Origin of the sequence: Streptococcus sanguinis SK1 = NCTC 7863 (genome assembly GCF_000194945.1) — a bacterium.
Lineage (GTDB): Bacteria > Bacillota > Bacilli > Lactobacillales > Streptococcaceae > Streptococcus > Streptococcus sanguinis.
This window is the reverse complement of record NZ_GL878508.1, coordinates 1-18,388: the sequence shown is the minus strand read 5'-3', so window position 1 is coordinate 18,388 and position 18,388 is coordinate 1. Positions and strand designations below refer to the sequence as shown.

Below are 18,388 nucleotides of genomic sequence, written 5' to 3'. Positions count from 1 at the left end.
ATTCATCTATACTTCACACTTTATTAACAAGTAAAATTTATCTGGGAATCGGCTAATCTGTGTATTTTCTAATGCCTATCAACAGTTTTTCTAAGTTTTCCACAAGGTGTGGAAAACTTAGAAGATTTAAGTTATAATTAAGTTTAGCTAACTATAATTTCATCAATTGTAATTCAAGGAGGAAAACATGAAAAACTCTTCAAATGCCATCAAAAAGGCTTTATTGCTTTTTGCAGTGTTAATTGTAGGTTTTATCGGCGGAAGTTTAGGGAATTATGTTACTACATTAGTAACTTCACGTGTAAAAATGAATGGAAATTCAACAACTAGTGTAGCTACTTCATATAAAAACTCTACAGACATTTCGGAAGCTGTGAAAAAGGTTCAAAATGCGGTTGTTTCAGTAATTACTTATGCTGAATCTTCTAGTAGCGTTATTAATGATGAATCTTCCAACGATGAATCACAAATTTCCAGTGAAGGTTCTGGTGTAATTTATAAAAAAGACGGAAAGTCAGCCTATCTGGTAACCAACACCCACGTTCTTAACGGATCAACCAATGTAGATATCTTGCTAGCTGACGGAAACAAGGTTCCAGGTGAAGTAGTTGGATCAGATGTTTATTCAGATATTTCTGTCGTTAAAATTAGTTCTGAAAAAGTAACTGATGTCGCTGAATTTGGAGATTCTGGTTCTCTGACAGTTGGTGAGACAGCTATCGCTATCGGAAGTCCTCTTGGAACAGAATATGCTAACTCTGTCACACAAGGAATTATTTCTAGTTTAGGTAGAAACGTTACGTTACAATCTGAAAATGGTGAAAATATTTCAACAACTGCACTGCAAACAGATGCTGCAATTAATCCTGGTAACTCTGGCGGCCCATTGATTAACATCCAAGGACAAGTTATTGGGATTACTTCAAGTAAGATTTCAACAAATGGGCAAACCTCTGTTGAAGGGATGGGATTTGCGATTCCGTCTAATGATGTCGTAAATATTATCAATCAACTTGAGAAAAACGGAACAGTCACACGTCCTGCTTTAGGAATTCAAATGATGGATTTATCTAATCTGACAACTTCTGATTTTTCTAAATTAAATCTTCCTTCTTCAGTGAAATCAGGTATTCTTGTTCGCTCTGTTCAGCAAGGAATGCCTGCTGATGGCAAGCTTCAAAAAAATGATGTCATTACAAAAGTAGATAACACAGATGTGGAATCCACTAGTGATTTACAATCTGCTCTCTACAAGCATAGTATTGGAGATGAAGTAGAAATTACTTATTATCGAGATGGTAAATCTCAAACAGTCAAAATCAAACTCACTAAATCAACAAAAGAGTTAAGCTCAAATTAACCTATTTACAAGATTGTCAACACACCTTTACACAATCGTAAAGGTGTGTTATTCTATATACAAATGGAAAACTTTCAATATATTGCACTTAAAGATATTCGAACCAATCCTTATCAGCCTCGTAAAGAGTTCTCACAAAAAAAGATTGAAGAATTAGCGGCATCAATCAAAGAAAATGGTCTCATTCAACCAATCATTCTTCGGAAATCTTCACTTTTTGGCTATGAAATTTTAGCAGGAGAACGGAGATTTAGAGCTGCCTCTTTTCTTGGCTTAGAAACGATCCCAGCTGTCGTCAAAGAATTATCTGATGATGAAATGCTGAAACAGGCTATTATCGAAAATCTTCAAAGAGAAGACTTGAATCCTATAGAAGAAGCTGAGTCTTATCAAAGTTTGATTGACAAAGGCTTGACACATGATGAAATTGCTAAAATCATGGGAAAATCTAGACCCTATATCAGCAATATTGTCAGACTTTTACAGCTGTCTAAAGAAGTTCGCCAAGCTATCAAGGAAGAAGAGATTTCTCAAGGACATGCTCGCCTGCTGGTTCCCTTGAAAGAAGAGGAACAGTTACTATGGCTGGAAAAGATCTGTCGAGAAGATTTATCGGTTCGAGCAGTTGAAAAGCTTCTCCAGAAAAAAAAGAGCATCAAAAAGAAATCTAATAAAGAACTGTTTGCTAAATCTGAAGAGGAAAAAATTAAAAAAATTCTCGGTCTGGAAGTTTCTATTCAGTTAAAAAGCCAGAGTAAAGGAAAGCTGATTATTCCTTTTGAAAGCGAAGAAGAATATCAAAGAATTATAAACAGTTTTAAATAAAACTGTTATTTTCTTTTTTTAAAATAACAAAATTATCCACTGTTAAATCAATTAGGAAGCCTATTAGAATAAGAAATTTTAGCTTTATTCACATTCTGTGGATAACTTTAGCTAACAATGTGAATTCTTTTCCAGTTCTTGTGGAAAACTTTGAACCTTTATGATAAAATAAGATGCGTATGAATCAGAAAATTATAGAAAAGGAGGGAAGTTATGACCAAAGAACAGGACTTTTGGAATCGTATTTTAGAATTGGCTCATGCTCAGCTAAAACAGACAACTTATGATTTCTTTGTTGCTGAAGCCAAGCTTGTCAAAGTTGAAGAAAAACAAGCTGTTATTTTCCTGGATAGTCCAGTAAAACAACTATTTTGGGAGCAAAACTTAGTAGGAGTTATTCTTACTGCAGGATTTGAGATTTTTAATGATCAGATTGCTGGAAAATATATTTTTGAAGAAGAAACTAACACTGAAACTCCGAAATCTGTAGTAACCAGTCCTCAAATCAGCACTGTTCAGCCAAGCTTGCCACCTATTGATACTGGCTTAAAGTCAAAATATACCTTTGATAATTTTGTTCAGGGAGACGGAAATATCTGGGCTAAAGCTGCTGCCTTAGCGGTATCTGAGAATCTGGCCACAACCTATAATCCTCTTTTTATCTACGGAGGACCTGGCCTGGGCAAAACTCATTTATTAAATGCTATTGGCAATCAAATTTTAGAAAATATTCCAGATGCGCGTGTCAAGTATATACCGGCTGAAACCTTTATTAACGACTTCCTTGAACATTTAAGATTGGGAGAGATGGATAGCTTTAAAAAAATCTATCGTAGTCTGGATCTTCTGCTAATTGATGACATTCAATCTTTGGGAGGAAAAAAGGTTTCAACTCAGGAAGAATTTTTCAACACTTTCAATGCTCTTCATGGTGAAAATAAACAGATTGTTTTAACCAGCGACCGCAGTCCTGATCATCTGGATAATTTGGAAGAACGCTTGGTAACACGTTTCAAATGGGGATTAACTCAGAATATTACACCGCCAGATTTTGAAACACGAATTGCAATTCTGCGAAACAAAATTGAAGATTTGGATTATATTTTCCCGAATGATACTTTGGAATATCTTGCAGGACAGTTCGACTCCAATGTCCGCGACTTGGAAGGTGCTTTGAATGACATCAGCCTCATCGCTAGAGTTCGTCATCTGAAGGAAATTACTATTGATATCGCTGCGGAAGCCATTCGAGCACGCAAGCAGGATTCAAGCCAGGTAACAGTTATCCCGATTGATAAGATTCAGTCTGAAGTTGGGAAATTCTATGGTGTTAGTGTCAAAGAGATGAAAGGCAGCCGTCGAGTGCAAAATATCGTTTTAGCTAGACAGGTAGCTATGTATCTGACTCGTGAGCTGACTGACAACAGTCTACCTAAAATTGGTCGTGAGTTTGGCGGGAAAGATCATACGACTGTTATCCATGCACACGGAAAAATCAAAACCATGATTGAATCAGACGACAATTTACGTTTAGAAATTGAAAGCATCAAGAATAAAATTAAATAGCGTGTGGAAAACTACAGATTTTTTTCAAAACTTATCCACACTTTGTGAACAAGTCTCAAAACTTGTTAGAATAAGAACGAAGCTATTTTTCCACATAATTCACACAAACTACTATTACTATTAATCTTATAATCATAAATAAATAAAAAGGAGATCCCATGATTCATTTTTCTATTAATAAAAATCTCTTCTTGCAAGCTTTAAATACTACTAAAAGGGCTATCAGCCATAAAAATGCAATTCCTATTCTTTCTAATGTAAAAATCGATGTTACCAAAGAAGGAATCACCTTAATCGGCTCAAATGGCCAAGTGTCGATTGAAAACTTTATTTCTACTCAAAATGAAAATGCAGGCTTGCTTGTCAACTCAACAGGTTCAATTTTATTAGAAGCGACTTTCTTTATTAATGTTGTTTCTAGCTTGCCAGATATTATTTTGGATTTTAAAGAAATTGAACAAAAACAAATCGTCTTGACTAGCGGCAAATCAGAGATTACCCTGAAAGGAAAAGACGCTGACCAGTATCCACGAATCCAGGAAATTTCTGCCAGCAATCCCTTGGTTCTTGAAACAAAAATTCTCAAAGATGTCATTAACGAAACAGCTTTTGCAGCCAGTGTTCAGGAAAGCCGTCCAATTTTAACAGGGGTTCACTTTGTTTTGACAGATAACCGTTCTTTGAAGACAGTTGCGACAGACTCCCACAGAATGAGTCAAAAGAAAATTACTCTGGAGAAAAACGGAGATAATTTTGACGTAGTCATTCCAAGTCGCTCTTTACGTGAATTTACGGCTGTTTTTACCGATGAAATTGAAACGGTAGAGGTTTTCTTTGCTAACAATCAAATTCTTTTCAGAAGCGAAAATATCAGCTTCTACACCCGCCTCTTGGAAGGAAATTATCCAGATACAGATCGTTTGATTCCGACTGAATTTACAAGTGTCCTTACTTTCAATACTTCTGATTTACGTGCAGCTATGGAACGCGCTCGTCTCTTGTCTAATGCCACACAGAATGGAACAGTTAAACTGGAGATTGCAGGCGGTGTTGTCAGTGCCCATGTAAATTCACCAGAGGTCGGCCGTGTTAACGAAGAAATTGATACAGAAAGTGTAACTGGCGAAGATTTGACCATTAGCTTTAATCCAACTTATCTGATCGATGCTTTGAAGGCCATTGACAGTGAAAAAGTAACGATTAGTTTTATCTCATCCGTTCGTCCTTTCACCTTGGTACCGAGTGAAGACACAGAAAACTTTATTCAGCTAATTACACCTGTCAGAACTAATTAAGATGAAAAGCAGTGGGCCAAGTTAAAGATTTTTACTTCTTGGTCCTAAGGTCTTTTCATTTACAAAGTATGATAGATGCTTAATATTTCTTCCTGGACTATGATAGTTCCTTGAAAGGAGAAAGAAAATGTATGAAATTGGTCATTTTGTAGAAATGAAAAAGCCACATGCCTGCACCATTAAAGCGACTGGGAAAAAGGCGAATCGTTGGGAAATCACAAGGGTTGGTGCAGATATCAAAATCCGTTGCACCAATTGTGAACATCTTGTAATGATGAGTCGTCACGATTTTGAAAGAAAAATGAAGAAAATAATAGATTGAACTAAAAAATCATCGTAAATGCTATTGTAGAAAACTAATTTGCATTGCTGAAGATTAGATTTAGATTTTTTTCTGATTTTTCAATCAAAAATGGATAGGACTTAAAAAGTCCTATCCATTTTGCTTTTATTTAAGATCTTCAAATTTACCGTCTTTAACTTCTTTATAACCTGCTTTTTCAAGTAATTTAGCAGTTTCTTTGTAACTGATATAATCCGCTTTTTGATTACCAGATGTTTGAAGAAGCTGTTTACTTTGTAGTTCTTCAATATCAGCTTTACTGAAATCAATTGTCAGTTTTTCAGTTAAATAATCATCTTTGTACTCGATTTTATGAGTTAATCCTTTGATACCCTCAATAGATTTAGCATAGGCTTCTGTCTGCTCTTTAGCAGTGTCTTTTGTCAAGCCAACTGGTTTATAGTAGAAGGTGTTGTTTGTTTCGTTTATAAGAAGCTCATCACCTTTATATTCAACAGTGATGCGGCTATCTTGCTTAGTATTTTGGTCAATCAGCTGGAAATAAGCTTTTTTAGGACTGCTGCAGGCAGCTAAAACAAACAAAGCGGAAACCGCAAGGAAGGAAAGAAAAAGTGTTTTGAAAGTATTCTTTTTCATTAGGGACTCCTTTAATAAGAATATTAGCTATATTATACCATTTTTTTCTTCAATTTATTTTACATTTTTGTAAAGAAAGCTAGAAAAAATAACTTAAATCCGCTGTTTAGGATAAGGATTTATGGTATAATGGTTTGGATTGAAAAGATGAATGGAGAAGATAAGAATGGCTTTGACAGCAGGAATCGTTGGTTTACCCAATGTCGGTAAGTCAACTTTATTTAATGCAATTACAAAAGCAGGTGCAGAAGCAGCTAATTACCCTTTTGCGACAATTGATCCAAATGTCGGGCGGGTAGAAGTTCCGGATGTTCGTTTGGATAAATTAACAGAACTCATCAAACCACAGAAGAAAGTTCCAACAACCTTCGAATTTACTGACATTGCTGGAATTGTGAAAGGTGCTTCAAAAGGAGAAGGACTAGGAAATAAATTCTTGGCCAATATCCGTGAAGTAGATGCTATCGTCCACGTAGTACGTGCCTTTGATGATGAAAATGTCATGCGGGAACAGGGCCGTGAGTCTGAATTTGTAGATCCAATGGCTGATATTGAGACCATTAATCTAGAATTGATTTTAGCAGACCTAGAAAGTATCAATAAACGTTATGCGCGCGTAGAGAAGATGGCTCGTACTCAAAAAGATAAGGATTCAGTGGCAGAATTTAATGTTTTACAGAAAATTAAGCCTGTCCTGGAAGATGGTCTGTCAGCTCGCACAATTGAATTCACAGAAGAAGAGCAAAAAATCGTCAAAGGGCTCTTTCTCTTAACGACTAAGCCAGTTCTCTATGTGGCCAATGTCAGTGAAGATGAGGTAGCTGATCCAGATAATATTGACTATGTGAAGCAGATTCGTGAATTTGCAGCTACAGAAAATGCTGAAGTTGTTGTCATTTCAGCGCGTGCAGAGGAAGAGATTTCTGAATTGGATGATGAAGATAAGTCAGAATTTCTGGAAGCTATCGGCTTGACAGAATCAGGTGTGGATAAACTGACCAGAGCAGCTTATCATCTGTTGGGACTTGGAACCTACTTTACAGCTGGTGAAAAGGAAGTGCGTGCTTGGACCTTTAAGCGTGGAATGAAAGCTCCGCAAGCGGCTGGTATTATTCACTCAGACTTTGAAAAAGGCTTTATTCGAGCAGTGACTATGTCTTATGATGACTTAGTGCACTATGGCAGTGAAAAAGCAGTTAAAGAAGCTGGACGTTTGCGCGAAGAAGGAAAAGAATATATCGTTCAGGATGGCGATATCATGGAATTTAGATTTAATGTGTAAAGTATTTGTAAAGTTTAAAAATTCTAGGTTGGAAAATTTTTTCCAGCCCTTTTGGCTTTTATAAAGGAGAAAAATGGTAAAGTTAATAGTCGGTCTGGGAAATCCAGGAGAAAAATACATTGAAACTAAACATAATGTTGGTTTTATGTTAGTTGACAAGATTTGTAAAGATCTTGATTTAAAGTTTACAGCTGATAAAATCTTTCAAGCAGATATCGCCTCTACTTTTCTAAATGGTGAAAAAGTTTATTTTGTCAAACCAACTACATTTATGAATGAGAGCGGAAAGGCCGTTCAAGCTTTACTAGCATATTATGGTTTAGATATAGAGGATTTATTGGTCATCTATGATGATTTGGATATGGAAGTTGGTAAGATTCGTTTGCGCAGCAAGGGTTCAGCTGGTGGCCATAACGGTATTAAATCTATTATCAAACACATTGGAAGTCAAGAGTTTAAACGGATAAAGATAGGTATTGGCCGTCCAAAAGAAGGCACGACAGTGGTTCACCATGTTCTAGGAAAATTTGATAAAGATGATTATATAATGATTCTGAATACTCTTGATAAGGTTGACAATGCTGTAAATTATTATTTACAGTCAGGCAATTTTGAACAAACAATGCAGAAATACAATGGATAATAAAATGAACCTGATTGACTTATTTTGTCAAAACCAGCAAATTTCAGATTGGAAGAAAAATCTCCATAAAAACAGCAGACAGTTGATAATGGGATTGTCTGCATCAACAAAAGCAATTACTATAGCAGCTGGATTAGAAGAATCAGAGAAAATCCTTGTGCTGACTTCTAGTCAAAATGAAGCAGATCGTTTGGCTAGTGATTTGATTTCTTTGTTGGGAGAAGACAAGGTCTATACTTTCTTAGCAGATGATACTCCTATAGCAGAATTTGTTTTTGCTTCACAGGAAAAAATATTTTCTAGATTAGATGCTCTAAACTTTTTAATAGACCATCAAAAGTCTGGAATTCTAGTTACTAATGTCGCAGCCAGCAAATTACTCTTGCCTGATTCTATTGATTTTAAAAATACCAATATAAATTTGACAGTTGGACAAGAATATGACCTAAATAATCTTGTAAAGATGTTGTCAAGATCAGGATACAAGAAGGTGTCTCAAGTTTTAAGTCAGGGAGAATATAGTCTAAGAGGAGACATCTTAGACATTTTTGAGCGCTCAGCAGAGGCACCTTATCGCCTGGAGTTTTTTGGCGATGAAATTGATGGTATTCGGATTTTCAATCCAGAAAATCAAACTTCAATTGATAACATAGAAAGTATTTTGATTAAACCTGCTTCTGATATCCTGCTTTCTGAGAAAGATTATGCTCGAGGACGGGAAAATCTGGAAGCTATTTTAGAAAAAGCTGTTGATCCTGCTTTGAAATCTTACTTAGAAGAGCTACTAATAAGTGCCAAAGAGGAGTTCTATCATGCAGATATTCGTAAATTCCTTTCTTATTTTTATCAGAAAGAATGGACTATTTTAGACTATTTGCCTGTTCATAGTCCTGTATTTTTTGATGATTTTCAAAAAATTGTGGATCGGCATGCTCAATTTGAATTGGAAACAGCTGGCTTATTGACAGATGATTTACAAAAGTGTAAAGCTTTGTCAAGTCAAAAATATTTTGCAGATAAGTACCAAGATTATCGTCAATATAAACCAGCAACCTTCTTTTCAAGCTTTCAAAAAGGTTTGAGAAATCTGAAATTTGATACTTTGTATCAATTCAATCAGTACCCAATGCAAGAATTTTTCAGTCAGTTTCCCTTGCTCAAGGAAGAAATTAATCGCTATAGAAAATCTGGTTATACAATCATCTTACAAGCAAATTCTTCAACAAGTTTACAAAGTTTACATAAAAATTTACAGGAATATGATATTCATTTAGACTATATAAAAGAGGCTGAGATTCACAAAAATGCAGTTCAGCTTATAGAAGGAAATCTTGTTCAGGGCTTTAATTTTGTAGATGAGAAAATTGTTCTTATTACAGAGTACGAAATTATTCATAAGAAAATAAAACGAAAAATTCGGCGTCAGAATATCTCCAATGCTGAACGACTGAAAGATTATAATGAGCTAGAAAAAGGGGATTATGTTGTCCATAATATTCATGGGATAGGACGTTATCTGGGAATAGAAACGATTGAAATCTCTGGTGTCCACCGTGATTATCTAACGATTCAATATCAAAATTCTGATCGTATTTCGATTCCAGTTGACCAGATTGATCTCCTATCAAAGTTTGTTGCCAGCGATGGAAAAACACCTAAGGTAAATAAGCTAAATGACGGTCGTTTCCAGAAGAGTAAGCAAAAAGTTCAGCATCAGGTTCAGGATATTGCAGATGATTTGATTAAACTATATGCTGAACGCAGCCAGCTAAAAGGTTTTGCTTTCTCAGCGGATGATTCTAATCAAGAGGAATTTGATAATGATTTTCCTTATGTTGAAACAGAGGACCAGCTAAGAAGTATTCAGGAAGTGAAGAAGGATATGGAAAGCAGTCGTCCAATGGACCGGCTCTTAGTTGGTGATGTAGGCTTTGGAAAAACAGAAGTAGCCATGCGGGCTGCTTTTAAGGCTGTCAACGATCATAAACAGGTGGCTGTATTAGTACCAACAACGGTTTTAGCCCAGCAGCACTATACTAACTTTAAAGAACGCTTTAATGATTTTGCGGTCAATGTTGAGGTACTCAGCCGTTTCAGGAGTAAGGCAGAACAAAAACAGACTCTGGAGAAGCTGCAGAAGGGACAAGTTGATATTATCATTGGAACCCATCGACTCTTATCCAAAGATGTAGAATTTGCGGATTTAGGTTTGATCATCATTGATGAGGAGCAGCGTTTTGGAGTTAAGCATAAGGAAACATTAAAGGAATTGAAAAAGAAAGTTGATGTCCTAACCTTGACAGCAACTCCTATTCCTCGAACTCTTCATATGTCTATGCTGGGGATTCGCGATTTGTCAGTCATTGAGACCCCGCCAACCAATCGCTATCCTGTTCAGACTTATGTTTTAGAAAGCAATCCTACAGTGATTCGAGAGGCTGTATTACGTGAAATAGACCGAGGTGGACAGGTTTACTACCTTTACAACAAGGTTGACACAATTGAACAGAAAGTTTCGGAATTAAGAGAGTTAATCCCAGAAGTTTCTATAGGCTATGTTCATGGTCAAATGAGTGAGATTCGTTTAGAAAATACTTTACTGGATTTCATCAATGGAGAATACGATATTTTGGTGACCACAACCATTATTGAAACTGGAGTTGATATCCCAAATGCCAATACTTTGTTTGTAGAAAATGCTGACCACATGGGGCTGTCAACCTTGTATCAACTTCGTGGACGGGTTGGACGCAGTAATCGGATTGCCTACGCTTATCTGATGTACAGACCAGATAAGATCTTAACAGAAGTTTCTGAAAAGCGTCTAGAGGCTATCAAGGGATTTACAGAGTTAGGTTCTGGATTTAAGATAGCCATGCGAGATTTGTCTATTCGGGGGGCTGGAAATATCCTAGGAAGTATGCAATCTGGCTTTATTGATTCTGTTGGTTTTGAGATGTACTCACAGCTTCTAGAAGAAGCTATTGCTAAAAAGCAAGGTAGAGAAAACAAGCGTCAAAAAAGCAATGCAGAGATTAATCTACAGATTGATGCTTATCTGCCTAGTGACTATATTTCTGATGAAAGACAGAAAATTGAAATTTACAAAAGAATTCGTGAGATTGACAGTCGTGTAAACTATGAGAATCTACAAGATGAATTGATTGATCGCTTTGGGGAATATCCTGATGTTGTAGCCTATTTATTGGAGATTGGACTTGCTAAGTCTTATTTAGATCAGGCTTTTGTAAAGTCAGTGGAACGCCAGCAGAATGCAGTAAGTATTCATTTTGAGAAGATTTCGCAGCAGCTTTATCTGACGCAGGACTATTTTGAAGCACTTTCGATGACGAATTTAAAGGCTCGAATTGGTGAAAAAAATGGCTTGATTGAAGTAATTTTTGATGTGAGGAACAAAAAAGATTATGAGATTTTAGAAGGTCTGGTTAATTTTGGAGAAAAGATGCTGGAAATTAAACAGCGCAAGGCAGAATAAAGGTTACAATTCAGTGAAGTTTGGCTTTTTAAGCTCTATTTTTCTCAAAAAATGGTAGAATAATAAATTAAGAGAAAATGAGGTAATAGGATGAGATTAGATAAATATTTGAAAGTGTCACGGATTATCAAGCGACGTCCAGTGGCTAAAGAAGTAGCTGACAAGGGTCGGATAAAAGTGAACGGTATCTTGGCCAAGAGCTCAACAGATTTGAAAGTGGATGACTTGGTTGAAGTACGCTTTGGTAATAAACTCTTGACTGTAAAGGTTCTGGAGATGAAAGACAGTACCAAAAAAGAAGATGCAGCTAAAATGTACGAAATCGTCAGTGAAACAAGGATAGAAGAAGATGCCTAAAAATATCGTCCAACTCAATAATCGTTTTATTCAAGATGAAAATCAACGCCGCAGATATGTGGATCAGGAACGGCGGAAACGTAACCGTTTTATGGGCTGGGTTCTGATTTTGGTGATTCTCTTATTTATTCTACCTACCTATAATTTGTACCAGAGTTATCAAACCTTGCTGCAGCGTCGTGAACAGTATTCTAAACTGCAGGAGAAATATCAGACGCTCAGCGAAGAAAAGGTCTATCAATCTGATATAGCAACAAAGTTAAAAGATGACAGCTATGCTGCTAAGTATGCACGCGCTAAATACTCTTTTTCAAAAGAGGGTGAGTACATTTATACTATCCCAGATTTATTACCACAGTAGTTATGGAAGATTTACTAAAAACAATTGAGCAGTTCTTGGAATTTTCAGATGAGAAATTGGAAGAACTGTCTGAAAAAAATCAAGCTTTGAAACTTCAAAAAAATCAAGAGGAAAGGGGAAAACATGCGTAAGTTTTTGTTACTGATATTTTTGCTGCCAGCTTTATTTAGCAGTATCACAGTTATTAGTACCGAAAAAGATTTCGTATTAGACGAGGAAGAAAAATATCATTTTACAAGCACTGCGTATGGACGCTATTATGAAAGCATCCCGACAAATCCTAATGTTTATGAAGAAACTCCTACATTTACAGATTCTACTCTGAGTAAGACTGCTGGAAAGCTAGTTCCAGACCAGCCTATCCAGATAACTGGATTTTATGTAAATGAAGAAGAAGTCCCGATTTTCAAACTGAAAAATGGGCAGTTTGTGATAGCGGATAAAAATACAATTTACGAAGATACTGTCCAGTCAATCGAAGATATCCATCAAGAAATGTGGCTGAAACCCGGTTTTACTCTTTATGATAAAGCCAATATCAACGGAGTTAAAAAAATCAATGCAACAGTAGCTCCATATACAAAAGTAAACATTGTTCAAATTGTCCAGACAGTCAAAGGAACTTATGCCCAGATTGAAGGACAGGGCTGGGTTTCTATGGAATTTCTGGATGAGACTGATAATCGAATGGACAAAGTTCAAGAAATTTTGAGCAGTAAGTACAACAAGGCGGACTATTCTATCTATGTGAAACAGCTGGACACAGGCAAAGAAGCAGGTATCAATCAAGATCAAGAGATGTATTCGGCCAGTGTGACCAAACTGCCTTATCTTTACTATGTGCAGGAACAGCTGGATCAGAAAAAACTTTCGTTAGATCAGAAGTTCAAGTATATTGGAGCAGTCAATGATTTTGCAGGTGCTTACGAACCAGAAGGAAGTGGCAGCATTGCTAAGTCAGCTGATGACAAGGAATATTCAGTTCAGGATTTGATTAATCGAGTGGCCAAAGAATCAGATAATGTCGCCCACAATATTTTAGGCTATTATGCGACCAATCAATCTGATAAAAATTTTCAGCAGACGATCAACAAAATAGCTGGAAAGAAATGGGATGTGGAAGAAAGACAAGCATCTTCACGTATGGCTGGGAATGTTTTGGAAGCTATCTATGAGCAAAATGGCATGATTATCGATGCCTTGTCTCAGACAAATTATGATAATCAGCGGATTTCTAAAAATATAGATGTTAAAGTGGCTCATAAAATTGGTGATGCCTATGATTTCAAGCATGATGCTGCGATTGTCTATACAGATTCTCCTTTTATCATTGTCATTTTTACTAATAATGCAACCTACGATAATATTTCTCAGATAGCAGACGATGTCTATGGAGTCCTGAAATGATTAAGCAAGAATTTCTTAAAAAAATGCAGGAGAAAAAGTATTTCCAAGACCATCGAAAAGTTTTGATTGCTGTATCAGGTGGACTGGATTCTATGACACTGCTGCAGCTGTTGATTGTTTCTCAAAAAGAACTGGCTATCGAGCTTGCGATTGCTCATGTCAATCACAAACAGCGGCCAGAGTCAGATCAAGAAGAAAAGGCATTGGTAAAGATTGCGGAACAGCTTGGTGTAAAGATTTTTACATCAAGTTTTTCTGGTAATTTTTCAGAAAATGCTGCTCGGCAGTTTCGTTATGATTTTTTCGGGAAAGTGATGCAGGAGGGGCACTATACAGCTCTGGTAACTGCCCACCACGCAGATGATCAAGCTGAGACTGTTTTTATGCGGCTGCTGCGTGGAGCTAGACTTCGTCATCTGTCCGGCATGAAAGCTGTCCAGCCTTTTGCTTGTGGGGAGCTGATTCGTCCTTTGCTTACTTTTCATAAGTCAGACTTTCCGGATATTCAGTATTTTGAAGATAGCAGTAATTTTCAAAATGATTATCTCAGAAATCGAATTCGCAATCTTTATCTGCCGGATCTAGAAAAAGAAAACCCACAATTTAAGGATTCTTTGCGGTATCTGGGAAAGGAAATTGAAGATTGGCAGACCGCTTTGTCTCACTTGACCAGAGATTTAGATATAGAAAATGTCCAAGTCTTTCATCAGCAAATCCCCCAGGTTCAACGTTTTCTATTGCAGAACTATCTCGAAAATTTTCCTGGGCTGAATCTGAGCAAGCAGCAGTTTGAGGAGGTTTTGAACATCCTGCGGACTAAGGCCAATTATCAGCACACTTTGAAAAAAGACTATGAGCTTGTTAAGGATTACCAGCGTTTTGAAATTAAAAAAATCAGTCGTAAGCCCGATTTAAAAATGGATTCAATTTTGTTAGAATTTGAGAATCTGATTGAGTTTGGGCATTATCGATTTTCATTTGGGATTCCTTTGAGCGGTGAAAATATCCAGAAAATTTTTGTTTCGCGTGAAACTTCGCTGACACTCCGTTTCCGAAAAGAAGGAGACAGTATTTTGCTGAATGGTCATCACAAAAAGCTTCGTCGTCTTTTTATTGATAAGAAGGTTTCCTTTGAAGAACGGAATTCATCTGTAATAGTGGAACAAAATCATCAAATTTTAGCAATCTTAAATATTGCTGTCAGTGATTTGAGTAAGGCATTAAAAAGTGATATAATGAGTACTGTACTTTATATTCAGAAAATAGATGGGTAAAATTATGCTAGAACAAGATATCAAAAAAATATTGATTTCCCATGATGAAATCGTGGATGCTGCAAAAAAGCTTGGTCAGCAATTAACCAAAGACTACCAAGGTAAAAATCCAATTTTTGTTGGAATTTTAAAAGGTTCCGTGCCTTTTATGGCTGAGCTAATCAAGCATATTGATACACATATTGAGCTTGATTTTATGTTGGTCTCCAGCTACCATGGTGGTACTGCTAGCTCAGGTGTCATTAATGTTATTAAAGACATTGATCAAGATATCACAGGACGTGATATTTTATTTGTTGAGGATATTATTGATACTGGTCAGACTTTAAAAAATCTGTGCAATTTGTTTAAGGAAAGAAATGCTGCATCAGTAAAAATTGCTACACTTTTGGATAAGCCAGAAGGGCGTATTGTTGAAATCGATGCTGATTATACATGTTTCACAATTCCAAATGAATTTGTTGTTGGATATGGATTAGATTACAATGAGAACTATCGTAATATTCCATATATTGGTATTTTGAAAGAAGAAGTTTATACAAAATAAAGGTTTACTATTAATAGATGAAAAATAAGCAAAACAATGGTTTTATAAAAAATCCATTTCTCTATATTCTGATTATTGTTGTCCTAGTGACAGGGTTTCAGTATTTCTTCTCAGGAGATACTGGCGGTCGCAGTCAGCAAATCAATTACACAGAATTAGTGAAGGAAATTAAGGAAAATAATGTCACAGAGATGAGCTACCAGCCAAATGGCAGTGTCGTCGAGATTTCAGGTACTTACAAAACACCTCAGGAATCGAAAGAAGATACAGGGATTTTATTTTTCACTCCAAACATTTCTAAAGTAGAAAAATTCACAAGTATTATTTTACCGTCAGATATTACAATTTCTGATTTACAAAAATTAGCCTCTGAGCATAACACTGAAATCAGCATAAAGCGCGAAAGTTCAAGCGGAATGTGGATTACAATCCTCACTTCCATCGTTCCTTTTGTGATTGTCATCTTCTTCTTTATGTCCATGATGAATCAAGGTGGTGGCGGCGGTGCTCGCGGTGCCATGAATTTCGGGCGCAATAAGGCGCGTGCTGCTAACAAAGAAGATATCAAGGTTCGTTTCTCGGATGTAGCTGGTGCTGAGGAAGAAAAGCAAGAGCTAGTAGAAGTTGTTGAGTTTTTGAAAGATCGGAAACGTTACACCAAATTAGGTGCTCGTATTCCTGCTGGTGTTCTTCTAGAAGGCCCTCCAGGAACTGGTAAAACCTTGCTTGCTAAGGCAGTTGCTGGAGAAGCAGGTGTTCCTTTCTTCAGTATCTCAGGTTCCGACTTTGTAGAAATGTTTGTTGGGGTCGGAGCAAGCCGGGTTCGTTCTTTGTTCGAAGATGCGAAAAAAGCAGCTCCTGCCATTATCTTCATCGATGAAATCGATGCAGTCGGTCGTCAGCGTGGTGTTGGCCTTGGCGGTGGTAACGATGAGCGGGAGCAAACCCTTAATCAGCTCTTGATTGAAATGGATGGTTTTGAAGGCAATGAAGGAATCATTATCATTGCGGCTACTAACCGTTCGGATGTATTGGATCCAGCCTTGCTGCGTGCTGGCCGTTTTGACAGAAAAGTGTTGGTCGGTCGTCCTGATGTTAAAGGTCGGGAAGCCATTCTTCGTGTTCATGCTAAGAATAAGCCGCTGGCTAAAAATGTTGATTTGAAACTAGTTGCTCAGCAGACACCAGGTTTTGTTGGTGCTGATTTGGAAAATGTTTTGAATGAAGCTGCTTTGGTTGCTGCTCGTCGTAACAAGAAAGTCATTGATGCAGATGATATTGATGAAGCAGAAGACCGGGTAATCGCAGGACCTTCTAAGAAAGATAAGATGGTGTCTGAACGCGATCGTCAAATGGTTGCTTATCATGAAGCTGGACATACTATTGTTGGTTTGGTATTATCAAATGCGCGTGTCGTACATAAAGTAACCATCGTCCCTCGTGGACGCGCTGGCGGATATATGATTGCCTTGCCTAAAGAAGACCAAATGCTTCTATCTAAAGAAGATATGAAAGAGCAATTAGCTGGTCTTATGGGTGGCCGTGTAGCTGAAGAGATTATCTTTAATGTTCAAACAACGGGTGCTTCTAATGACTTTGAACAGGCAACTCAGATGGCCCGCAGTATGGTAACAGAATATGGAATGAGCGAAAAACTTGGTCCGGTTCAATACGAAGGCAATCATGCTATGTTTGGTGCAGCCAGTCCTCAAAAATCAATATCAGAACAGACTGCATATGAGATTGACGAAGAAGTAAGAGAACTTCTTAATGAAGCTCGTAACAAAGCTGCAGAGATTATCCAGTCCCATCGCGAAACTCATAAATTGATTGCTGAAGCGCTTCTTAAATATGAAACTTTGGATAGCAATCAGATTAAATCATTGTATGAAACTGGCAAAATGCCAGAAGAGTCTGAACTTGAATTAGACAAAGAAGCTCATGCGCTTTCTTATGATGAAATTAAAACGAAAATGGAAGAAAAAAGTTCCGAGTAGAAGAAGTTGGAGAAATTCCAACTTTTTTCTCTTTTTCTGAAATAATTATTGACAAAGGAAGAAAAGCTGATATAATGGAATATGTTCTGCATAAGGACAAGAAATGGTCCGTTGGTCAAGGGGTTAAGACACCGCCTTTTCACGGCGGTAACACGGGTTCGAATCCCGTACGGACTATATAATCCGCCATAGCTCAGTTGGTAGTAGCGCATGACTGTTAATCATGATGTCGTAGGTTCGAGTCCTACTGGCGGAGCTAGGTTTAAAAAATCAAATGTGTAAGCATTTGATTTTTTTGCTTTCAGACTTCGCACAATCCTCCCAAATGACTAAATATGTGCCTGAAATGACTTAAAAATAGTTATTCGAGTCAGAAGAGCTCCTGAAAGATGCTTTTTAGAAGAAAGAGTCCACCTTGCTTTCTATTTACAGTAGAATTAAGTCAAGTAAATTTTAAGGAGGAACTATGGATTTTAGAACTACTTATGAGAAGGTGAAATGGATAGTTTGGAAGTGTAAGAAAGATTACTATATACACTTGTGGGAACATAGTGATTGGGATCAAGAAGGAATGTTAGTTTTATACGAACTTCTACTTAAAGAAAAAGGAATTGAAAACGATGAGGAAAAACTCTATCGTTATTTCAAAACAAAATTCAGAAATCATATACATGATAAAATTCGTAAACAAGAAAGCCAAAAGCGCAAATTGGACCGCCAGCCTTATGAAGAAGTGAGTGAGATTGGTCATCGTTTGAAGTCAAAAGAGTTGTTTCTAGATGAGTTAGTTGCCTTCAGAGAAGCGATTGACAATTATAAAAGAACTCTTGATGATGTTGGATTGGATAATTATCAGAGGTTGATGAGCAACGAGCGCTTTAAAGGAAGAAGAGCCATGCTTAAAGATTTAAAAAATCACTTAAAAGATTTTCAAGATAATACGATTTTATAATAATCAAGCTTGATGAGTCGCTATCTGTTTTAATAGAATGGGTTCGACTATCAAGTTTTTTTATCAAGAAAAAATAAAAAAATTGG

The 18,388-nt window shown here is 36.8% G+C and carries 17 protein-coding genes and 2 tRNA genes; 18 read left to right on the top strand and 1 reads right to left on the bottom strand.

Annotated features, from left to right (window positions below; all coding sequences use genetic code 11):
• The first annotated feature begins 187 nt into the window (after positions 1 to 187).
• The 5 genes from HMPREF9378_RS04435 (at position 188) to HMPREF9378_RS04455 (ending at position 5,368) form a co-directional block, all read left to right on the top strand.
• A complete protein-coding gene (locus HMPREF9378_RS04435) occupies positions 188 to 1,360 on the top strand; it encodes a S1C family serine protease (protein ID WP_002899524.1) in 1,173 nt (390 codons plus the stop codon).
• A gap of 63 nt (positions 1,361 to 1,423) precedes the next feature.
• Complete coding sequence (locus tag HMPREF9378_RS04440; protein ID WP_002899523.1) at positions 1,424 to 2,185, top strand: ParB/RepB/Spo0J family partition protein; 762 nt, start codon at positions 1,424 to 1,426, stop codon at positions 2,183 to 2,185.
• Positions 2,186 to 2,398: 213 nt separating this feature from the next.
• Positions 2,399 to 3,751 carry a chromosomal replication initiator protein DnaA gene (gene dnaA, locus HMPREF9378_RS04445; RefSeq protein ID WP_002899521.1) on the top strand — a complete coding sequence of 451 codons (1,353 nt, stop codon included), beginning with the start codon at positions 2,399 to 2,401 and terminating at the stop codon, positions 3,749 to 3,751.
• 158 nt (positions 3,752 to 3,909) lie between these two features.
• On the top strand, positions 3,910 to 5,046 hold the full coding sequence (dnaN, locus tag HMPREF9378_RS04450) for a DNA polymerase III subunit beta (RefSeq protein ID WP_002899519.1): 1,137 nt from the start codon (positions 3,910 to 3,912) through the stop codon (positions 5,044 to 5,046).
• A 127-nt stretch (positions 5,047 to 5,173) separates the two neighbouring features.
• Positions 5,174 to 5,368, top strand: a complete 195-nt coding sequence (locus HMPREF9378_RS04455; RefSeq protein WP_002894296.1) for a DUF951 domain-containing protein — start codon at positions 5,174 to 5,176, stop codon at positions 5,366 to 5,368.
• 126 nt (positions 5,369 to 5,494) lie between these two features.
• Here HMPREF9378_RS04455 and HMPREF9378_RS04460 read toward each other — a convergent pair whose 3' ends face one another.
• Entirely contained in the window at positions 5,495 to 5,986 is a 492-nt protein-coding gene (locus tag HMPREF9378_RS04460) for a DUF1307 domain-containing protein (RefSeq protein ID WP_002894297.1), read from the bottom strand.
• 166 nt (positions 5,987 to 6,152) lie between these two features.
• Here HMPREF9378_RS04460 and ychF point away from each other — a divergent pair, with 166 nt between their 5' ends.
• From ychF to HMPREF9378_RS04520, 13 genes are all read left to right on the top strand, one after another.
• Positions 6,153 to 7,268 carry a redox-regulated ATPase YchF gene (gene ychF / locus HMPREF9378_RS04465; RefSeq protein WP_032909460.1) on the top strand — a complete coding sequence of 372 codons (1,116 nt, stop codon included), beginning with the start codon at positions 6,153 to 6,155 and terminating at the stop codon, positions 7,266 to 7,268.
• A 73-nt stretch (positions 7,269 to 7,341) separates the two neighbouring features.
• Complete coding sequence (gene pth / locus HMPREF9378_RS04470; protein ID WP_002899515.1) at positions 7,342 to 7,911, top strand: aminoacyl-tRNA hydrolase; 570 nt, start codon at positions 7,342 to 7,344, stop codon at positions 7,909 to 7,911.
• Positions 7,904 to 11,407: a transcription-repair coupling factor gene (mfd, locus tag HMPREF9378_RS04475; protein WP_002899513.1), complete on the top strand. Its 3,504-nt coding sequence runs from the start codon at positions 7,904 to 7,906 to the stop codon at positions 11,405 to 11,407. Before pth ends, mfd begins: the two co-directional genes overlap by 8 nt.
• 90 nt (positions 11,408 to 11,497) lie before the next feature.
• Complete coding sequence (locus HMPREF9378_RS04480) at positions 11,498 to 11,764, top strand: RNA-binding S4 domain-containing protein (protein WP_002894302.1); 267 nt, start codon at positions 11,498 to 11,500, stop codon at positions 11,762 to 11,764.
• Positions 11,757 to 12,125, top strand: coding sequence for a septum formation initiator family protein (locus tag HMPREF9378_RS04485; protein ID WP_002899511.1), 369 nt, complete (start codon positions 11,757 to 11,759; stop codon positions 12,123 to 12,125). The genes HMPREF9378_RS04480 and HMPREF9378_RS04485 overlap by 8 nt, the downstream gene beginning before the upstream one ends.
• Positions 12,126 to 12,127: 2 nt before the next feature.
• Complete coding sequence (locus HMPREF9378_RS11815; protein ID WP_002899509.1) at positions 12,128 to 12,256, top strand: SP_0009 family protein; 129 nt, start codon at positions 12,128 to 12,130, stop codon at positions 12,254 to 12,256.
• Positions 12,249 to 13,532, top strand: a complete 1,284-nt coding sequence (locus HMPREF9378_RS04490) for a serine hydrolase (protein ID WP_002899508.1) — start codon at positions 12,249 to 12,251, stop codon at positions 13,530 to 13,532. Before HMPREF9378_RS11815 ends, HMPREF9378_RS04490 begins: the two co-directional genes overlap by 8 nt.
• Positions 13,529 to 14,806, top strand: coding sequence for a tRNA lysidine(34) synthetase TilS (gene tilS / locus HMPREF9378_RS04495; RefSeq protein WP_002899506.1), 1,278 nt, complete (start codon positions 13,529 to 13,531; stop codon positions 14,804 to 14,806). The genes HMPREF9378_RS04490 and tilS overlap by 4 nt, the downstream gene beginning before the upstream one ends.
• Positions 14,807 to 14,810: 4 nt before the next feature.
• Positions 14,811 to 15,353, top strand: a complete 543-nt coding sequence (hpt, locus tag HMPREF9378_RS04500; protein ID WP_032909165.1) for a hypoxanthine phosphoribosyltransferase — start codon at positions 14,811 to 14,813, stop codon at positions 15,351 to 15,353.
• 17 nt (positions 15,354 to 15,370) lie between these two features.
• Positions 15,371 to 17,350 carry an ATP-dependent zinc metalloprotease FtsH gene (ftsH, locus tag HMPREF9378_RS04505; RefSeq protein WP_002894312.1) on the top strand — a complete coding sequence of 660 codons (1,980 nt, stop codon included), beginning with the start codon at positions 15,371 to 15,373 and terminating at the stop codon, positions 17,348 to 17,350.
• Positions 17,351 to 17,455: 105 nt separating this feature from the next.
• Positions 17,456 to 17,527, top strand: a tRNA-Glu gene (locus tag HMPREF9378_RS04510).
• Positions 17,528 to 17,532: 5 nt separating this feature from the next.
• Positions 17,533 to 17,606, top strand: a tRNA-Asn gene (locus HMPREF9378_RS04515).
• Positions 17,607 to 17,816: 210 nt separating this feature from the next.
• Positions 17,817 to 18,302: a transcriptional regulator gene (locus tag HMPREF9378_RS04520; RefSeq protein ID WP_002899502.1), complete on the top strand. Its 486-nt coding sequence runs from the start codon at positions 17,817 to 17,819 to the stop codon at positions 18,300 to 18,302.
• Positions 18,303 to 18,388: the final 86 nt, after the last annotated feature.